This is a genomic window from Streptosporangium sp. NPDC020145 (genome assembly GCF_040631275.1).
Classification (GTDB): domain Bacteria; phylum Actinomycetota; class Actinomycetes; order Streptosporangiales; family Streptosporangiaceae; genus Streptosporangium.
Genome location: NZ_JBEXZT010000001.1, coordinates 286,652 through 302,893 on the forward strand (window position 1 = coordinate 286,652; position 16,242 = coordinate 302,893).

Genomic DNA, 16,242 nt, shown 5'->3' on the forward strand with positions numbered 1-16,242 from the left:
TTGCCGCAAGGTTATGTCAGGCTGTCCGAAATATGATGTCAATATTTATTGTCCACTGCTGAGTGGATAGCATCCGATGCCATGGATGCCACAGATCGCGCAATCATCGGCCTTCTCCAGGTGGAGGGCAGGCTCAGCAACCTCGAACTCGCCGAGCGGGTGAGGCTCACTCCCTCGCCCTGTCTGCGCCGGGTCCGCAACCTTGAGGAGTCGGGGGTGATCAGCGGTTACCGGGCCGTCATCGACCCGGCGGCCGTCGGGCGCGGCTTCCAGGTTCTGGCGTATGTGGAGCTTGAGGGCCAGGACGCGGAGACCGTCACCGCCTTCGAGGCCGCGGTCCTGGAGATCGAGGACGTGGTCGAGTGCCTGCGCATGTTCGGCCGCCCCGACTACGTGCTGCGGATCGCGGTGCCCGACATGGAGGCCTACAGCCAGCTGTGCCTCGAACGGCTCGGCAAACTGCCCGGCCTCGACAAGCTGACCTCCCAGATCGCCATGAAGGCCCTCAAGCCCGGTGGCGTCCTACCGCTGTGACCTCCGCGGCGCGGCGGACGGGGCGGGAGCCCCGGAGGGCGACGGCTTGGACGACGGCTTGGGAGAGGGCGCGGGCGGGGGAGGGGGCGGCGTCCTGGGCAGGTCGATCAGCGCCTGCCTGGCCCGGGGCGCGCCGTCGAGGGAGAAGTAGGGGTTGATCCGCAACGCCCTGGCCAGGTGGGCGCGGGCGGCGGCCGTGTCGCCGAGGGCACGCGCGATCTCGCCCCGGTGGTAGGCGGCCTGCGCGTTCCGGGAGCCGGGGGGTTCGGCACGGGCGGCGTACCCGGCCGCCTCGGCGTCGTGGCCGGCCCGGTGCAGCGCCCACGCCAGGGCGTCGGCGACGTCCGCGCCGCCGTGCCCGTTCCACTCGGCCCGCAGGCGCCGTACGGCGGAGGCGGGGTCGCCGTGGTCGGCCTCGAATCGTCCCGCCCTCAGCGCGTCCACCCTCGCCAGGCCGTGGGAGGTGAACAGGGCGTACTGCCGCGCGGCCCGCTCCGGCCGCCCGAGGTACTCGTACAGCTCGCCGAGGTCGGCCGTGTAGCCGGGGTCGCGGGCCGACGCGGCGCCGTAGTCGCGGATCGCCGCGCCGGTCCAGCCGAGCGCCGCCTCCGCCCTGGCCCGTCCCGCGTACGAGGGGGCGTGCTCGGGGTCGGCGGCGAGCGCCCTCCCGTAGGCGCGTACGGCCCGCCGCGGCCGTCCCAGGCTCCATTCGAGCTCGCCGAGCCCGTAGGCCTGGCACGCCAGCTCCGCGGGGGAGGAGGCCGCGAACCCGGCCCTGCGGAGCACGGCCCTGGCCCGCTGGCTCTCACCGCGCAGCCGCAGCAGGTCGGCGGCCCGGGTGAGCGAGGCCACGTCCGGGGTGCCGCCGAGCATCCGCCTCAGGGCGAGGTCCGCCCTGTCGTACCGGCCGAGCCCGGTGTAGGCGTCGGCCAGCACCGTGTACAGCGGCCAGCGGCGCGGCGCGGTCCTGCGGGCCCGTGTTCCCCAAGCACGGGCGGCGCCGTGGTCGTGCCTGACGTTGGCGATCACACCCATGCCGATCATCGCGTCGGCCTCGGGGGACAGGTTCAGCGAGTACCTGAAGGCCGAGCGCGCCAGGGCGTAGTGGGCCGGGTCGCCGGTGCGCCCCGCCGCGTCGAGATGGGCGTCGCCGAGCGCCGTCCAGGCCCGCGCGTCGGCGGGATGCTCACGCAGGCGGGCGCGCGCGTCCGCGACGGGGTCGGTCCGCGTCCGGGAGGTCCGTGAGCCTCCGGCGGAGGACCCGTCAGGTCCGGTCGAGGCTCCGGGCGGTGTTCCGGGACCGGGTGCCGGATCACCGGGGCCGAACAGGGCCAGCAGGACGCCGCCCGCCGTCAGGCAGCCGAGCAACGGCAGGAATCTGCGCACGCGTCTCGCCTCCGCGCTCTCAGAGGTGGCCGGGCCACGGCGGCCCGTCGTTCCGCGTGGAACGGTGGGGAACGGGAACCGGCCGACGGCACATTATCCGGATTTTTCCGGAAATGATCTCTCGGGAAACGCGGCGAAACCGGGTCGAGTACTGCGTGAAACCCACGTTCGGCGTCCTTTTCGAAAAGCCCCCGTTCAGGTTCTCGATCATGAGAAAGCTAGCACCGCGGGCACGAGCCCCTCGGGGAGCAGCCGGTCAAGAAACCCCAAAAACGGGAGCGAAAAAGCACGAGGCCCCCGCCGGAGCGGGGGCCTCACGGACCTGTGTCAGACCACGCCGGTCTTGACACGCGTCAGGAAGTCGGCCCAAACCTGGGGGCTGAACAGCAGAGCCGGGCCATCGGGGTTCTTGCTGTCGCGAACCGCGATGACGCCGGGGAGGTTGTCGGCCACCTCCACGCACTCGCCGCCGTTTCCGTTGCTACGGCTGCTCTTGCGCCACTGTGCGCCGGTCAGGTCCATGAATGCATCCTTTTCTCGATGAAGGCCGCCGATGCGGCCTGGGGTAGGGCATATGAGCGCAGGGCGTCGAACTGGGCCGATAGAGGGTCGACCCGCGCTGGATCGATCAGAAGCTGTGCGGCTTCCGCGTTCTCCATGTACACGATGTCGGGGGCGCCTTTGAAGGACAGGACCAAGATGGGCCCTGCGAGCCCGGCATAGGCGCCCACGTCGAAGGGGATCACCTGGATGGTGATCCGCGGTCGCATCGTGGCATCCAGAAGGTGTTGCAACTGCGCGCGCATGACCGCGCCGCCACCGATGGGGCGGGTCAGCACGGCTTCGTCCAGCAGGACGAAGAGGATCGGCGGGTCCGGCCGGTCGAGCAGTCGCTGGCGTTGCATACGCACAGTAATCATCTCCTCAACCTCCTTCTCGGTGTCGAACGGCCTTCCCGCCCGGGTCAGCGCCCGTGCGTAGTCCTCGGTCTGTAGCAACCCGGGAACCACCGACAGCTGATAGTTACGCAGCGTCCTTGCCTCCCACTCCAGCTCGAACAGCGAGCGCACCCACGCGGGGGAGGACTCCCTGCCGATCAGCGGCCAGAGCTTGACGAGGGTGCCGCCGGTCTCCAGGACCTCATCGCATCTCTGTGCGAACTTCCTGGTGGGAGCACGTGCGGCGGTCTCGATCAAGCCGACCAGTGAGGTGGAGTACGAGGTCCGTCTGGCCAGCTCCTGCTGGCTCCAGCCCATCGCCTCGCGCAACCTGCGCAGCTCGGAACCCCAGTAAGCGCTGACGCTCGTGCTGGGGTCCAGCTCTTTGGGGGCGGGCATGGGGGGCTCCCGTCTTTCTGGGTCCTACAGGGGTCGGGGTGGAACCTACAGCCGACCCGAACCGAGGTGCATGTACCTCTTCGTAGTCGAACATCTACAGAAAGTAATCACTCCTGTTCACTCTGGGAAGTGGAAACGAAGAATCGCTTGCATCGATTACCGAGAGGAGGTGGACGGTGGTGACGATCGTCCACGGCACATCCGCCTGGACGCCCGCCGTGCGTGCCGCAGGTCTGCTCAATGACGAGCTGGCCAGTCGGGGAGTCAAGGGTGACGTCCACGGGGGTTACGGTCTGGCGCTGGTCTCCGTGCACGGAGACCTGGTGGTCTGGACGGACGGAACGGTCTACCGCTGGTGGGCCGGACACCTGTCGCGGCGGACGGGACGGCGGCTCTACGCCGTCTACGGGGTGGACAACCCCGCGACCGTCGCGCGTGGGGTGATGCTGCGTTACGTCGAGCTGGACGGCGGACAGGACGGCGGGTACGGAGGCGAGCGCGGAGGCGATCACAGCGGCGAGCACGGCGACGGGCAGGCAGGGCGGCCGGGGGAACGCCGCCCCTCCTTCGCGCCTCCGCCGGACAGGACGGTGCCGCCGCCGGGCAGGGCGTTGCGAGGGCCGGTCACGGGGGACCGTCCTGAGGAGCCGCCTTCCCCCGCCCTGTCGCGGCCGTCGGCCGTGTCCGGGGTCATGCTCGCGGCCGGGGTCGCGCCGGGCGTGACGGACGGGAGCCGTCCACGCCCGGTACCCGTCCGGTAGGCCAGAAAGAGACGCCCCTTTCCGCCTGGTCCTGCCGGGCGGGGCGGAAAGGGGCGGACGGCGGTAGAGTCGTCCGCCCGGCCACCGAGTACGGCGGACCCGGGGCGTGGACCGTTCCGCGCGGCCCCGGATCCCACGGCGGGGCCGTACGCGCGGGCCCGGCCGTCGAAGGGATCTCTGGAACGTCATGGCGCAGCGGTTTCGGGGCGGGCTCGTCGCGGCCGCGGGCACACTGACCGCCCTCGTCCTCGCCGGGCACCGGCTGGTGCCGAACTGGCGGGGATGGGGCAACACGCTCGACAGCGCCCTGCCGTGGTTCGGTCTCGTGGTCCCGCTGCTGGCCGTGGCCGCTCTTGCCAGGAGGTCACGGCTCGCCACCGCGGGGGCGCTGGTTCCGGCCGTGACGTGGGGGGTGATGTTCGGGCCCGCGTTCGTGCCGGTCGTCCGGGCCGGGCAGCCGGACCTGCGCGTGGTCCACCAGAACGTCAACATGGCCAACCCCGACCTCGCCGGGACCGCGAGGGCCCTTCGCGCGGCGCGCCCCGACATCCTGGTGGCGGCCGAGCTCTACGACGACCCGGTCCTGATGAACGGGACGGTCGATCCCGCCTTCGCCGCGGAGATCGACCCCGGCCTGCCCTACCGGTTCCCCGACAACCCCGGCATCGCGGTGTGGAGCAGATATCCCTTCGTGGGCAGGCCCAAGTCGGTGCCCGGGGTGCCGCGCTCCCGGTGGGCGACCATCCGTACCCCGCACGGCCGGGTCAACCTCTACGCCGTGCACCTGGCGTCCTTCCGCCCGGGGGAGCGGTGGGTCATCGCCGAGCGCAACGCCCAGGTCGAGGCGCTGGCCGCGGCGATCAGGGCCGATCCGAGCCCCCGGATCATCGTCGTCGGCGACCTCAACACCGCCTCGACCGACCGGGAGCTGCGCGCGCTCACCGAGACGCTCTCACCCGCGGCCGAGCGGGCGGGCTCCGGCCTGCAGTTCACCTGGCCGGCCATGCTGCCCCTGGTGCGCCTCGACCACGTGCTCACCCGGGGGTTGGAGGTGCTCGACAGCCGGGTGCTGCCCAGGTCGGTCAGCGACCACCGGCCGATCCTGGCCGACCTGCGTTTCCCCTCCGGGAGGGAGGCCGGCGCGGGCCGGTGAAGCGGATCGCGCCGACCCGGTCCGCCGCCGGCCTGTCCAGCAGGGTCACACCCGCGGCGGGCGGCAGGGGGCCGCGCCGGGCCCGGCCGACCAGGTCCCGCCAGCGGCGACGGTGCCTGGCGAAGGTCGTCGCGGTGACCGTGCGCCCCCGGGCGCGCTGCCCGGCCCGCGCCGTCTCCGGGTCGACGTCGAGCAGGACGAGGTGGACCTCGCCGCCTGCCCTGCGGGCCAGCCAGGCGAAGCCGTGCAGAATGTGCGGCCAGGTGCCCCGGGTGTGCGCGACCACGTCGTGCCCGCCGAGCACCGCCCGTGCGATCCGCCACACATGTGTGGCATGCACGAGCGGAGTGCGGGCCCGATGTGGGACCGGCCCGAGATAGCGGGCCCACCAGTTGCGTGACTGCCGTGAGTCGATCACCCGGGTACCACCGGCGGCGACCGGCTCCCGTTCGTCGCCGCTGAGGCCGTACAGCCGGTCGAGCAGAGTGCTCTTGCCCGCGCCGGGGAGACCCGCGAGCAGGACCAGGGAACCCGGCGGATAGGTCAGGACCGTCGCGGCCCCTCCCCCGAGAGGAAAGGAGGGCGTGTCGCCGGTGGGGGAGGGGAGGGTGGGCATGGCGACTCCTCGAATGACGCGGTCATCCGAGGTCTCCTTCACCCGCGCCGTGCGGGCGGCCGCCCGGGGACGCCGTGGGACGTCCGTACTGACCGGGTCGGCTCTTGGGAAGTACTCCCCTCGCCCCTACAGGGTAAAGGAACGGTGCTCCCGGCTCCACCCCGTGAACGCCGCTCAGCGGAGAGCGGCGGCCTCCGCGGCCAGTCGCTCGATGCGGGAGTAGTCACCGGAGGCCAGCGCGTCCGCCGGGGTGAGCCAGCTGCCGCCGACACACCCGACGTTGGGCAGCGCGAGGTAGGTCGCGGCCGTCGCGGGCTTGATGCCGCCCGTCGGGCAGAACCGCACCTCCGCCAGCGGTCCGGCCAGCGCCTTCAGGTACGGCAGCCCGCCCGCGGCCTCGGCGGGGAAGAACTTCATCTCGGTCAGGCCGCGCTCGGCCAGCGCCAGAACCTCGGAGGCGGTCGCGACACCCGGCAGGAACGGCACGCCGCTGTCCCGCATGGCGTCCAGCAGCGAGGGCGTGGAGCCGGGGCTGACCAGGAACCGGGCACCGGCCTTGACGGCGGCGTCCACGTCCGCTCCGGTACGGACGGTCCCCGCGCCGATGACGGCCTCGGGCACCTCGGCGGCGATCCGCTCGACGGCCTCCAGCGCGCCCTCGGTGCGGAGGGTGACCTCGATCACGGGCAGGCCGCCCCGGACCAGGGCACGGGCCATGGGGACCGCGGTCTCCGGGTCGTCGATCACGACGACCGGGATCACCGGGGCGATGTCGAGCAGACTCATCGATACTCCATGTTGGACAGGCGCTGGCTCAGCCACGCCGCCGCGCCGACGAGCGCGGGCTGGGGCGCCACGATCAGGTTCGTGGCGATGCCGGAAAGGTAGTCGTTCAGCATGGGGGTGCTCTCGAACCGGCGGCGGAAGCCGCTGGAGAGAACCCGTCCCACCATACGGGGCAGCACGCCGCCGCCGAGATAGACGCCGCCCCTGGCGCCCAGGGTGAGCGCCACGTTCCCGGCGAAGGTGCCGAGCATGCAGCAGAACACCTCGACGGTCTCCGCGCACAGCGAGTCGTCCATCCTGGCCACGATGTCGGCGGCGGTCAGGCGCGGCGCGTCGGTCCCGCGCACCAGTGCCAGGGCACGGTGCAGCCGGGTCAGGCCGGGGCCGGACAGCAGGTGCTCGGCGATCACGTGTTCGAGCCCCTCGGAGCGCAGCGCGCGGACGATCTCGTGGTCGCGCTCGTCGAGGATCGGCACGGTGACGTGGCCGCCCTCGCTGGGGATCGGCACCCAGCCCTCGGCCGCGGGCGCCAGACCCCCGACGCCGAGGCCCGTTCCCGGCCCGAGCACGGCCTTGATGCCGTGCGAGGGCGCGGGGCCGCCGAGCGAGACCAGATCCTCCCCGCCCAGGTGGGGCAGGGAGGCGGCCAGGGCCTCGAAGTCGTTGAGCAGTTCGGCGTTGGGGATGCCGAGGGCGTGCACGGAGCCCGACCAGCCCGCGTTCGTGAGCCGGTAACGGTCTCCCTCGACGGGACCCGCGATCGCGATACAGGCCGCTCCCGGCTGAACTCCGCCCGCGTGTTCCGCGAGATAGGCGGCTACGGCTTCGGGAAGCCCTTCGTGATCGGCGCCGGCCAGCACGGCCACCGCCTCGGGGGCGCCGCCCGGCTCGGTGACCAGGCCGAAACGGGCGTTGGTTCCCCCGACGTCGGCGACAAGCCAGGGGAGCCAGGGCAGGCTCACCATCGCGCGTTCCTCATGCCCCGGCCTCAAGGCTCTCCGCGTGGCCGTTCAGGGCGAAGATCCCGGCGCCGCGTTCGGCGGGGCCCGCCGTACGGCGGAAGGCGGCGAACAGCTCACGTCCCGTGCCGACCCACCGGGCGTCGGTGAGCGGGGCGCCCTGCGGGGTGCGGGCCGCCAGTTCCTCGGCGGGGACGAGCAGCTCAAGGGTGCCTGCCGTCGAGTCGAGACGGATCGGGTCGCCGTCCCTGACCAGTGCGATCGGCCCGCCGTGCGCGGCCTCGGGCGACAGGTGGATGGCCGCGGGAACCTTGCCGGAGGCCCCGGACATGCGGCCGTCGGTGACGATGGCCACCCGCTGCCCCCGGTCGAGCAGCACCGCCAGCGGCGGGGTGAGCTTGTGCAGTTCGGGCATGCCGTTGGCGCTGGGTCCCTGGTAGCGGATGACGGCGACGAAGTCCTGGCCGTCGAGCTCGCCCGCCTCGAAGGCGCGCAGCAGTTCGAGCTGGTCGTCGAAGACCTTCGCCGGGGCCTCGACGACCAGGTGCTCCGGCTTGACCGCGGAGACCTTGCTGACCGCGCGGCCCAGGTTGCCGTCGAGCATGTGGATGCCGCCGTCGGGGGAGAAGGCCTCGGAGACGGGACGCAGCACGTCGGGGTCGGTGCTGCCCTCGGTGCGCTCCTCCCACAGCAGCTCGCCGTCCGCGCCGTCCTTGAGGACGGGGGCCGAGCGGTAGTGGTCGAGGCCGTGTCCGGCGACGGTCAGCACGTCGGCGTGGAGCAGCCCGGCGTCGAGCAGGTCGCCGATGAGCACCTGCATGCCGCCCGCGGCCTGGAAGTGGTTCACGTCGGCCTGGCCGTTGGGGTACATGCGGGTCAGCAGCGGCACCACCTTCGACAACGCGGCCAGGTCGTCCCAGAGCAGCTCGATGCCCGCTGCGGCGGCGATGGCCACCAGGTGCATCGTGTGGTTGGTCGAGCCGCCGGTGGCCAGCAGTGCCACACAGGCGTTGACGATCGCCTTCTCGTCGACGACCCGCCCCACGGGGGTGTACTCCTCGCCGTGCACGGTGATCTCGACCGCCCGCCTGCCCGCGGCCTTCGTCAGGGCCTCACGCAGCTCGGTGCGCGGGTTGACGAACGTCGAGCCCGGCAGGTGCAGGCCCATGACCTCGATCATGACCTGGTTGGAGTTGGCGGTGCCGTAGAAGGTGCAGGTGCCGGGCGAGTGATAGGAGCGCGACTCGGCGTCGAGCAGTTCCTCCCTGCCGACCTTGCCCTCGGCGAAGAGCTGCCGGGTGCGTGCCTTGACCTTGTTGGGCAGGCCCGAGGTCATCGGGCCCGCGGGCACGAACACCGCGGGCAGGTGGCCGAAGTGCAGCGCGCCGATCAGCAGGCCCGGCACGATCTTGTCGCAGACGCCCAGCATGAGACCGGCGTCGAACATGTCGTGCGAGAGCGCGATCGCGGTGGACATCGCGATGACCTCGCGGCTGTAGAGCGACAGCTCCATTCCCGCGCGGCCCTGGGTGATGCCGTCGCACATGGCGGGCACGCCGCCGGCGAACTGCGCGACGCCGCCCGCCGCGCGCACGGCCGCCTTGAGGATCGGCGGATAGGTCTCGTACGGCTGGTGCGCCGACAGCATGTCGTTGTAGCTCGACACGATCGCGACGCCGGGCTTGACGTTGGCCATCAGGTCCGGCTTGTCCCTGCCGGCGGCGGCGAAGCCGTGGGCCAGGTTGGCGCAGCCGAGGTGTCCGCGCGCGGGCCCGCGCTCGCGGGCCGTCCTCGCCTCGGCGTCGAGCCGGGCGAGGTAGGCGCCACGGCTGGCGCGGCTGCGCTCGGCCAGGCGGTCGGTGATCTCCTGGATGGCGGGGTTCATCCGGCCTCCTCGTCGGTCGTCGTGGTCTGCGGGCTCGTTCACTCCGAGGCCTCCTCGTGCCAGGTACGGCCGCTGCGGCCGAGGAGCTCGTGGGCCCCCGCGGGACCCGAGGTGCCCGCGGGGTACGGCTCGGGCAGGGTGCCGTGCGCCTCCCACTCGCCGAGGATCGGGTCGATCCACCGCCAGGCGGCCTCGACCTCGTCACGCCGCATGAACAGGGTGGGGTTGCCGGTCAGGACGTCCATGAGCAGCCGCTCGTAGGCCTCGGGCACCCGGGTGGTGAAGGTCTCGGCGAAGCTCAGGCTGAGCGGAACCGGCTTGAGGGCGACCTCGCCGGCGCCCGGCTCCTTGGCCATGATGTGCAGCTGGATGCCCTCGCTGGGCTGCAGCCGCAGCACCAGCCGGTTGGGCGCGCTGCCGGGGAAGATCGAGTGGGGCACGTCCTTGAACTGCACCACGATCTCCGAGTACCGGTGGGGCATGCGCTTGCCCGTGCGCAGGTAGAAGGGGACGCCCGCCCAGCGCCAGTTCTTCACCTCGGCGCGGATCGCGGCGAAGGTCTCCACCCGGCGCGAGGTCTCGGTCGGCGCGGTGCCGTCCGGCTCGTCGAGGTATCCGGGGACCTGCTCGCCGCCGGACTCGCCCGCGGTGTACTGGCCGCGGACGGTGAACCGGTCGACCTCGCCGCCGACGATGGGCCGCAGCGCCTGCAGGACCTTGACCTTCTCGTCGCGGATGGCCTCGCGGTCGTTGCGCGAGGGGGGCTCCATCGCGACCAGGCACAGGAGCTGGAGCAGATGGTTCTGTACCATGTCACGCAGCGCGCCCGCGTGGTCGTAGTAGCCGCGCCTGCCGGGGGTGCCGACGGTCTCCGAGGCGGTGATCTGGACGTGGTCGATCCACAGGGAGTTCCAGATCGGCTCAAGGAAGGCGTTGGCGAAGCGGAGCACGAGCAGGTTCTGCACGGTCTCCTTGCCCAGGTAGTGGTCGATGCGGTGGATCTGGCGCTCGTCGAAGATGGCGCCGACCTCGTCGTTGATGCGCCGCGCGCTGGCCAGGTCGCGGCCGAGCGGCTTTTCGAGCACCACCCGGGAGGCGGGGGTGACCAGCCCCACACGTTCGAGCTGCCTGCAGAAGGGGCCGAACGTCATGGGCGGGCTGGCCAGGTAGAACACCCGGGTCCGCTGCTCGTGCCCGGCGAGCATGGCGCCGAGCCGCTCCCAGCCGGCCGTGTCCTCGCCGCCGATGTCGACCGAGACGTGGTGCAGCCTGCCGAGGAAGCGTTCCCAGACGTTCAGGTCGTCGATCGGTACCGCGCCGCGGACCTGGGCGTCCACCTTGCCGCGGAAGTCGGCGTCGTCGAGTCCGCCCCGGGACATCGCGATGATGCGGGTCTCGGGGGAGAGACGGCCGTCACGGTCGCAGTGGTACAGCGCGGGGAGAAGTTTCCGCATGGAGAGGTCGCCTGTACCGCCGAAGACGATCAGGTCGGCGGACTGCGGGAGCTCGGACATGGGGAGTACTCCGTGGTGATCTACCGGAATTAGGGATAGATCGGACACTATCCGGATCTTGCGCTCTGCACAAGCGGAGTTTTGTCATCTTAGATGAGAAAGTTTGAACTTTTCATTTCCTAAGCGGGTGTGGTTCACTTAGCGGATGCCTCGTCGTCCCGCTGCCGCGCTCGCCACCAGCGGTGAGGTTCTGCGCCTCATTCGCACCGGTGAGGCGATCACGCGCGCGGACATCGGCCGGGTCACCGGCCTGTCCCGGCCCGCCGTCTCGCTTCGGGTCACCGAGCTGCTGGACCGCCGCCTCGTCATCGAGGACAGCGACGGTCCCTCCACCGGAGGCCGCCCGCCGACCCGCCTGGTCTTCAACGCCTCGGGCGGCGTCGTGCTGGTCGGCTCCCTCGGGGCGAGCAAGACACAGATCGCCGTGTGCGACCTCGCGGGCGGAGAGCTGGCCCGCGCCGACCTCGCCATCGACGTCGAGGAGGGGCCGGACGTCGTCCTCCCCCTGGTCATGCGGACCTGGGGCGAACTGCTCGGCGACCGGCCCGTCTCCCAGGTGCGCGGGGTCGGCCTCGGGGTGCCCGCGACGGTCGAGTTCGCGGCGGGCCGTACCGAGAGCGCCCGCATCATGGCGAGCTGGACCGGTGTCACGATCCCGCCGATCATCGCGGACCGTTTCCCCGCCCCGGTCTTCCTCGACAACGACGTCAACGTCATCGCGATCGGCGAGCACCGGGCCGTCTACGCCGGGCAGGCCGACGACCTGCTGTTCATCAAGGTCTCGACCCGGATCGGCTCCGGCATCATCGCGGGCGGCGAGATCCTGCGCGGCGCGCTCGGCGCGGCCGGGGAGATCGGGCACATCCCGGTCCGCGACGGCGGCGGGGTGCTCTGCCGGTGCGGCAACGTCGACTGCGTCGACTCCGTCGCCAGCGGCACCGCGATCCTGCGTGACCTGCGCGCCAGGGGCCACGAGGTGAGAACCCTTGCGGACGTGGTGAGCCTGGTGCGGGCGGGCGACGCCGAGACCATGACCGTCGTCCGCAACGCGGCCAGGATGCTCGGCGAGGTCGTCGCCACCGCCGTCAACCTGCTCAACCCCGCCGTGGTCGTGCTGGGCGGGGACGTGGCCGAGACCTTCCAGCCGCTGCTCGCCGGGGTGCGCGAGGTCGTCCACCGGCGCTCGACGGCCCTGTCGACCCGTAACCTGCGGATCGAGCGGAGCAGACTCGGCCCCGGCGCGGGCATCGTCGGCTGCGCGCACATGGTCCTGGACCACATCCTGTCGCCCGAGGCCGTGGACGCCCCCTCCTGAGGGCCGGTGCCCGGCCGCGCCCACGGGGAGCCTTTACTCCCGAGGGCCGTGCCTGCGGGCGGCGGTCCTCCAGGAAGGGCGCCTCAGCCCGCCTCGGTCGTCGTGCCCTTCCTGGCGTGCGACTGGCGGCGGACCGCCAGGGCGATGTCGACGACCGCGACGACGACCGCCAGTGCCATCACCACGGTCAGCCAGGTCAGACCCGCCACGAAGCCGAGCACACCGATGCCGACGGCCGCGATCAACGCGAACGAACCGAGCCTGATGTGGACCACGTCGCGGGGTGTCGCGCCGACCATGGGCTTGCCGTCCGCGGACATCCGCTCCGGCTGTTCCTCGGGTGTCATCGTCTCCTCCTTCGGGCGGGGTTCTCCGGCGGGTGTGGCCCCGCGCTCAGTCCTCCCAGGGCGGTGTCTCGTGCATCTTGGAGTAGTACCTGGCCAGATGGGACTTGATCGGCCCGACGTCGCCACCGGGGACGTCGACCCCGCCTCTGGCCCCTTCGACGACGCCCGCGGCGGCGTGCAGCGCGCGCGGGACGGCCTTGAGCTCACCGTCGACCACGTCGGCGAAGGGCAGTTTGTAGCTTCCGAACTCGTCGGGCTCGCCGCCGTCGTACCAGAGGTGGGCCTCGCGGTACTTGGCGTTGGGCCTGTGCTGTGCCCCCGCCCAGGCGCGTACGCGTCTCTCGGCGGCCTCCTTGTTCCAGCGTCGCCTGGAGTCGGCCAGCGGCAGGTCATGGAACCGCGTCACCGTCATGCCGGTCCCCCTTCCTCGCGGACCTCGGGTCTCGCCGGGCCTCGTACGGCACGGCGAGACCGGTGGAATCAGTCCTTGAAGGCGTCCTTGACCTTCTCGGCGCCGTCCTTCAGCTTCTCGCCCGCCTGCTTGAGGTGGCTCTTGCTCTGGTCGGCGCGACCTTCGGCCTCAAGCCGTTCGTCGTCGGTGAGGCGCCCGGCGCCCTCCTTGACCTTGCCCCCGAGCTCCTCGGCCTTGTTGGAGACCTTGTCTTCCGCACCCATGAGTGATTCATCCCCTTACATCCTCTATGTGGAGTTTCCCCGCACAGGGATATCCAGTGTCCGAGGACGAGGGAGATAAACATGGGCCTGCGGGAAAGGGGCTACGCGGGGGTGATGAGCCGTTCCATGGAGAGCATGCGGAAGGAGCGGTGGTCCTCGCGCTCGACCTCGGTGTAGCCGAGACGGCGGTAGAGGCCGATGACCTGGTGGCGCTGGGGCATGACGTCGAGGACCAGCCGGGCGAAACCCCGCTGCTCGGCATGTCTGTGCGCGTGCTCCATCAGCAGTTTGCCCGTCCCGCCACGGTGGCCGGGACGCGCGTAGAGACGGCTCACCTGGACGGCGTCCGTCCCGGGGAGGGGCTTGAGACCCACGCCGCCGATCGGCCTGTCGCCGTGGCAGGCGACGAGGAACACGCCGGGGTCGCGGTAGACGGACCCGGGGTCGCGGCATTCGTTCTGCATGCGGGCGGGCAGCTCGTCGAGGGAGACCGGGACAGGGAGACCGAGCTCCGCCTGGGTCGCTCCCATGTACTCGAAGATCAACGCTCCGACGTCCGCCCAGCGGTTCGTGGTGTGGGCGTCCAGGACACGGATGGGGGAGTTCATGACACGCTCCGACGGTCGCGCTCCGGGTGGGTTCGCCCGCCCCGGCGTTCGGGTGAGATCGGTCGCATCCCCATATCTTGAACGATGCCTTGATCCTTTGATGAGGCAGGGGTGGAGGTTTGTCTGTCACCCATGGGAGCCGCTCCCAGGTGCGCTGTGAGCGGAAAGCGCTCACAGCGAACGGCGCGGGAACGCCGGCCCGGGAGCGTTATGGTCGCGATGAATCGTCATTCGTAAATTCAGCTCCGGGGTGGGTGAAAGAGATGACCAATTCGCGGCCCGTCGCCGAGGATCAGCTCTACCAGCGGCTTTTGCGTAAACGGATCGTCGTCCTCGGCACGGAGGTGAACGACGAGGTGGCCAACAGGATCTGCGCCGAGCTGCTCCTGCTGTCCGCGGACGACGACCGGCGTGACATCTGGCTCTACATCAACTCGCCGGGCGGCTCGGTCTCGGCGGGCATGGCCATCTATGACGTCATGCAGTACATCCCCAACGACGTCGCCACGGTCGCGATGGGCATCGCGGGCTCCATGGGGCAGTTCCTGCTGTGCGCGGGGGCGCCGGGCAAGCGCTACGTGCTGCCGCACGCCAGGATCATCATGCACCAGCCCTCGGGAGGCCTGGGCGGCACCGCAACCGACATCGCCATTCAGGCCGAGCAGATGCTGTACACAAAGCAGCTCATGCGTGAGCGGATCGCCTTCCACACCGGCCAGACGCTGGAACAGATCGAGGAGGACTGGGACCGCGACCGCTGGTTCACCGCGACCGAGGCCAGGGACTACGGGCTCGTCGACGAGGTCATCCGTACCACCAGGGAGGTCGTCCCCGAGAGCTGAGACAACCCCTCTCCCCGCGCGTCCCGTGAACGGACAGGGGCGCGGCCGGGGAGAACGGGAGCAGGCCGGGCGTGTCAGCGGTGACAGAGCAGGCAGCGCAGGGCGCGCTCAAGGGACCCGGCGTCGGAGACGGGGACGGGCCAGGGCAGACGGATCAGCGTCGGCTCGTCGACGCCTGAGCGGACGGTCGCGCCGAACCTGTCGAGCTCCCAGAGCCATACGTCGGGGACGGGCCCGTCGAGCAGGCAGGCCAGCGCCGTCTCAAGCTGGTCACGGTGTGTGCCGTTGACATGGCCGAGCAGGCGTTCGGCGACGTCCATCAGGGGGTCGGGGCGGGCGCCGAGATACTCCTCACCGTCGAGCACCCCCGACTCCGGGCCGGTGAGATAGATCACCTGGCCGACGTCGATCCGCAGCAGCCGGGGGCCACGGCCCTCAAGAGCCTCGAACAGCGCCTCGTCGGGGCAGCGTTCGGCGATCGCGATCGCGGCCTGCCGCGCCTCCCCATCGGGTACGGCCTGCGCCCACCCCTGCACCTTGAGCAGGCCGCGCGAGGCCTGGACGGCTCCGAGACTGCGGCTGGCCGTCAGGTCGACGGTCACCACGGGTTCGTCGAGCGCGTCGTGGAGCGGATCTCCCGGCATGACCAGCAGCACCGGGCGGCCCCGGTCGTCGACGCCTCCCCTGGCGGGCGAGGCGGGCAGGCGGGTCCCGGTCAGGGACACGTGGGTCGGGACGGCCGTGGCGGCGAGGGTGCGGACCCGTTCGGGGATCGGGGGAGCGGTGACGGGCTGCATGAACAGGCTCTCCTTGAGATCGGGGGATCCTTGACCTAAGGTAAGGCTTACCTCACTAAGGCAAACCTAATCACAGAGGAGTGACCGTGCGCTACACCGGGCCCAAGGTGCGGCTGTCCCGCAGGGCGGGCGTCCCGCTGACCCGCAAGGCCGTGCGCTACTTCGAGGAGCGGCCGTACCCTCCGGGCGAGCACGGGCGCAAGACGAACAGGCGGCAGACCGGTGACTACGGCCTGCGGCTGATGGAGAAGCAGAAGCTGCGCTGGTACTACGACGTCTCCGAGCGGCAGATGCGCCGCTACTGGGACATGGCGCTGCGTGGCACCGGCCGTTCGGGAGCCGAGCTGGTCGTGCTGCTGGAGAGCCGTCTGGCCTCCCTGGTCCTGCGGGCGGGTCTCGCCCCGTCGATCTACGCGGCCCGTCAGTACATCTCCCACGGCCACATCACCGTGGACGGCCGCAAGGTCGACATCCCCAGCTACCTGGTCAAGCCCGGCCAGGTCATCGCGGTCCGTCAGAGGTCCAGGACGATGCAGCCGTTCGTCGCGGCTGCGGAGGGCGTCTACGCCGACGACCGGATCGCCGCCTACCTCGACGTCAGCCACACCGACCTGAGGTTCACCCTCGTCGGCCGCCCGCTGCGCGAGCAGATCGTGATCCCGGTCGACGAGCAGCTCGTCGTGGAGTTCTACTCCCGCTGAGGGCTCACCGCTGGCGCCCGCCCACC

19 protein-coding genes are annotated in these 16,242 nt (G+C 71.2%); 6 read left to right on the forward strand and 13 right to left on the reverse strand.

The features are described 5' to 3' along the window. Positions 1-81: 81 nt before the first annotated feature. Positions 82-534, forward strand: coding sequence for an Lrp/AsnC family transcriptional regulator (locus tag ABZ463_RS01195; protein ID WP_352009346.1), 453 nt, complete (start codon positions 82-84; stop codon positions 532-534). Here ABZ463_RS01195 and ABZ463_RS01200 read toward each other — a convergent pair. The 3 genes from ABZ463_RS01200 to ABZ463_RS01210 form a co-directional block, all read right to left on the reverse strand. After that, positions 523-1,920: a tetratricopeptide repeat protein gene (locus ABZ463_RS01200; RefSeq protein WP_362771827.1), complete on the reverse strand. Its 1,398-nt coding sequence runs from the start codon at positions 1,918-1,920 to the stop codon at positions 523-525. The genes ABZ463_RS01195 and ABZ463_RS01200 overlap by 12 nt on opposite strands. Positions 1,921-2,247: 327 nt before the next feature. Continuing rightward, positions 2,248-2,442: a DUF397 domain-containing protein gene (locus tag ABZ463_RS01205; protein ID WP_352009348.1), complete on the reverse strand. Its 195-nt coding sequence runs from the start codon at positions 2,440-2,442 to the stop codon at positions 2,248-2,250. Further along, positions 2,433-3,257 carry a helix-turn-helix transcriptional regulator gene (locus ABZ463_RS01210; protein ID WP_352009349.1) on the reverse strand — a complete coding sequence of 275 codons (825 nt, stop codon included), beginning with the start codon at positions 3,255-3,257 and terminating at the stop codon, positions 2,433-2,435. The genes ABZ463_RS01205 and ABZ463_RS01210 overlap by 10 nt, the downstream gene beginning before the upstream one ends. 176 nt (positions 3,258-3,433) lie before the next feature. Here ABZ463_RS01210 and ABZ463_RS01215 point away from each other — a divergent pair, with 176 nt between their 5' ends. Then, the gene (locus ABZ463_RS01215) at positions 3,434-4,018 is read left to right on the forward strand and encodes a hypothetical protein (RefSeq protein WP_362771829.1); all 585 of its coding nucleotides are present in this window, start codon (positions 3,434-3,436) and stop codon (positions 4,016-4,018) included. 187 nt (positions 4,019-4,205) lie between these two features. Continuing rightward, entirely contained in the window at positions 4,206-5,171 is a 966-nt protein-coding gene (locus tag ABZ463_RS01220; RefSeq protein ID WP_362771831.1) for an endonuclease/exonuclease/phosphatase family protein, read from the forward strand. Here the strand turns inward: ABZ463_RS01220 and ABZ463_RS01225 are convergent. The 5 genes from ABZ463_RS01225 to zwf all read right to left on the reverse strand — a co-directional run bounded on the left by ABZ463_RS01225 (position 5,101) and on the right by zwf (position 10,931). After that, a complete protein-coding gene (locus ABZ463_RS01225) occupies positions 5,101-5,787 on the reverse strand; it encodes an AAA family ATPase (protein WP_352009352.1) in 687 nt (228 codons plus the stop codon). The genes ABZ463_RS01220 and ABZ463_RS01225 overlap by 71 nt on opposite strands. Before the next feature lie 174 nt (positions 5,788-5,961). Continuing rightward, positions 5,962-6,573 carry a bifunctional 4-hydroxy-2-oxoglutarate aldolase/2-dehydro-3-deoxy-phosphogluconate aldolase gene (gene eda / locus ABZ463_RS01230; RefSeq protein WP_352009353.1) on the reverse strand — a complete coding sequence of 204 codons (612 nt, stop codon included), beginning with the start codon at positions 6,571-6,573 and terminating at the stop codon, positions 5,962-5,964. Then, on the reverse strand, positions 6,570-7,538 hold the full coding sequence (locus ABZ463_RS01235; protein WP_352009354.1) for a glucokinase: 969 nt from the start codon (positions 7,536-7,538) through the stop codon (positions 6,570-6,572). The genes eda and ABZ463_RS01235 overlap by 4 nt, the downstream gene beginning before the upstream one ends. Before the next feature lie 10 nt (positions 7,539-7,548). Further along, the gene (edd, locus tag ABZ463_RS01240; protein WP_352009355.1) at positions 7,549-9,417 is read right to left on the reverse strand and encodes a phosphogluconate dehydratase; all 1,869 of its coding nucleotides are present in this window, start codon (positions 9,415-9,417) and stop codon (positions 7,549-7,551) included. Between the two features lie 38 nt (positions 9,418-9,455). Continuing rightward, positions 9,456-10,931: a glucose-6-phosphate dehydrogenase gene (gene zwf / locus ABZ463_RS01245; RefSeq protein ID WP_352009356.1), complete on the reverse strand. Its 1,476-nt coding sequence runs from the start codon at positions 10,929-10,931 to the stop codon at positions 9,456-9,458. Between the two features lie 145 nt (positions 10,932-11,076). Between zwf and ABZ463_RS01250 the strand changes: the two genes are divergently transcribed. Next, positions 11,077-12,246 carry an ROK family transcriptional regulator gene (locus ABZ463_RS01250; RefSeq protein ID WP_352009357.1) on the forward strand — a complete coding sequence of 390 codons (1,170 nt, stop codon included), beginning with the start codon at positions 11,077-11,079 and terminating at the stop codon, positions 12,244-12,246. A gap of 83 nt (positions 12,247-12,329) precedes the next feature. Here the strand turns inward: ABZ463_RS01250 and ABZ463_RS01255 are convergent, their stop codons facing one another. The 4 genes from ABZ463_RS01255 to ABZ463_RS01270 all read right to left on the reverse strand — a co-directional run bounded on the left by ABZ463_RS01255 (position 12,330) and on the right by ABZ463_RS01270 (position 13,876). After that, positions 12,330-12,593, reverse strand: coding sequence for a hypothetical protein (locus tag ABZ463_RS01255; RefSeq protein ID WP_352009358.1), 264 nt, complete (start codon positions 12,591-12,593; stop codon positions 12,330-12,332). Positions 12,594-12,639: 46 nt separating this feature from the next. After that, positions 12,640-13,005: a hypothetical protein gene (locus ABZ463_RS01260; protein WP_352009359.1), complete on the reverse strand. Its 366-nt coding sequence runs from the start codon at positions 13,003-13,005 to the stop codon at positions 12,640-12,642. 68 nt (positions 13,006-13,073) lie between these two features. After that, positions 13,074-13,268 (reverse strand): CsbD family protein, encoded by a 195-nt coding sequence (locus tag ABZ463_RS01265; protein WP_352009360.1) that lies wholly within the window; start codon positions 13,266-13,268, stop codon positions 13,074-13,076. 101 nt (positions 13,269-13,369) lie between these two features. After that, positions 13,370-13,876, reverse strand: coding sequence for a GNAT family N-acetyltransferase (locus ABZ463_RS01270; protein ID WP_362771836.1), 507 nt, complete (start codon positions 13,874-13,876; stop codon positions 13,370-13,372). Between the two features lie 263 nt (positions 13,877-14,139). Here ABZ463_RS01270 and ABZ463_RS01275 point away from each other — a divergent pair, with 263 nt between their 5' ends. Next, positions 14,140-14,718: an ATP-dependent Clp protease proteolytic subunit gene (locus ABZ463_RS01275; RefSeq protein WP_352009362.1), complete on the forward strand. Its 579-nt coding sequence runs from the start codon at positions 14,140-14,142 to the stop codon at positions 14,716-14,718. Between the two features lie 74 nt (positions 14,719-14,792). Here the strand turns inward: ABZ463_RS01275 and ABZ463_RS01280 are convergent, their stop codons facing one another. Next, positions 14,793-15,515, reverse strand: a complete 723-nt coding sequence (locus ABZ463_RS01280) for a DUF2470 domain-containing protein (protein WP_352009363.1) — start codon at positions 15,513-15,515, stop codon at positions 14,793-14,795. Between the two features lie 86 nt (positions 15,516-15,601). Here ABZ463_RS01280 and rpsD point away from each other — a divergent pair, with 86 nt between their 5' ends. Next, positions 15,602-16,216 (forward strand): 30S ribosomal protein S4, encoded by a 615-nt coding sequence (gene rpsD / locus ABZ463_RS01285; protein ID WP_352009364.1) that lies wholly within the window; start codon positions 15,602-15,604, stop codon positions 16,214-16,216. Positions 16,217-16,242 lie beyond the last annotated feature (26 nt).

Coding starts and splice junctions, on each gene's coding strand:
- ABZ463_RS01195 (WP_352009346.1), top strand. CDS start 82: ATGGATGCCACAGATCGCGCAATCATCGGCCTTCTCCAGGTGGAGGGC.
- ABZ463_RS01205 (WP_352009348.1), bottom strand. CDS start 2,442: ATGGACCTGACCGGCGCACAGTGGCGCAAGAGCAGCCGTAGCAACGGA.
- ABZ463_RS01210 (WP_352009349.1), bottom strand. CDS start 3,257: ATGCCCGCCCCCAAAGAGCTGGACCCCAGCACGAGCGTCAGCGCTTAC.
- ABZ463_RS01220 (WP_362771831.1), top strand. CDS start 4,206: ATGGCGCAGCGGTTTCGGGGCGGGCTCGTCGCGGCCGCGGGCACACTG.
- ABZ463_RS01225 (WP_352009352.1), bottom strand. CDS start 5,787: ATGCCCACCCTCCCCTCCCCCACCGGCGACACGCCCTCCTTTCCTCTC.
- eda (WP_352009353.1), bottom strand. CDS start 6,573: ATGAGTCTGCTCGACATCGCCCCGGTGATCCCGGTCGTCGTGATCGAC.
- ABZ463_RS01235 (WP_352009354.1), bottom strand. CDS start 7,538: ATGGTGAGCCTGCCCTGGCTCCCCTGGCTTGTCGCCGACGTCGGGGGA.
- edd (WP_352009355.1), bottom strand. CDS start 9,417: ATGAACCCCGCCATCCAGGAGATCACCGACCGCCTGGCCGAGCGCAGC.
- zwf (WP_352009356.1), bottom strand. CDS start 10,931: ATGTCCGAGCTCCCGCAGTCCGCCGACCTGATCGTCTTCGGCGGTACA.
- ABZ463_RS01250 (WP_352009357.1), top strand. CDS start 11,077: ATGCCTCGTCGTCCCGCTGCCGCGCTCGCCACCAGCGGTGAGGTTCTG.
- ABZ463_RS01255 (WP_352009358.1), bottom strand. CDS start 12,593: ATGACACCCGAGGAACAGCCGGAGCGGATGTCCGCGGACGGCAAGCCC.
- ABZ463_RS01260 (WP_352009359.1), bottom strand. CDS start 13,005: ATGACGGTGACGCGGTTCCATGACCTGCCGCTGGCCGACTCCAGGCGA.
- ABZ463_RS01265 (WP_352009360.1), bottom strand. CDS start 13,268: ATGGGTGCGGAAGACAAGGTCTCCAACAAGGCCGAGGAGCTCGGGGGC.
- ABZ463_RS01270 (WP_362771836.1), bottom strand. CDS start 13,876: ATGAACTCCCCCATCCGTGTCCTGGACGCCCACACCACGAACCGCTGG.
- ABZ463_RS01275 (WP_352009362.1), top strand. CDS start 14,140: ATGACCAATTCGCGGCCCGTCGCCGAGGATCAGCTCTACCAGCGGCTT.
- ABZ463_RS01280 (WP_352009363.1), bottom strand. CDS start 15,515: ATGCAGCCCGTCACCGCTCCCCCGATCCCCGAACGGGTCCGCACCCTC.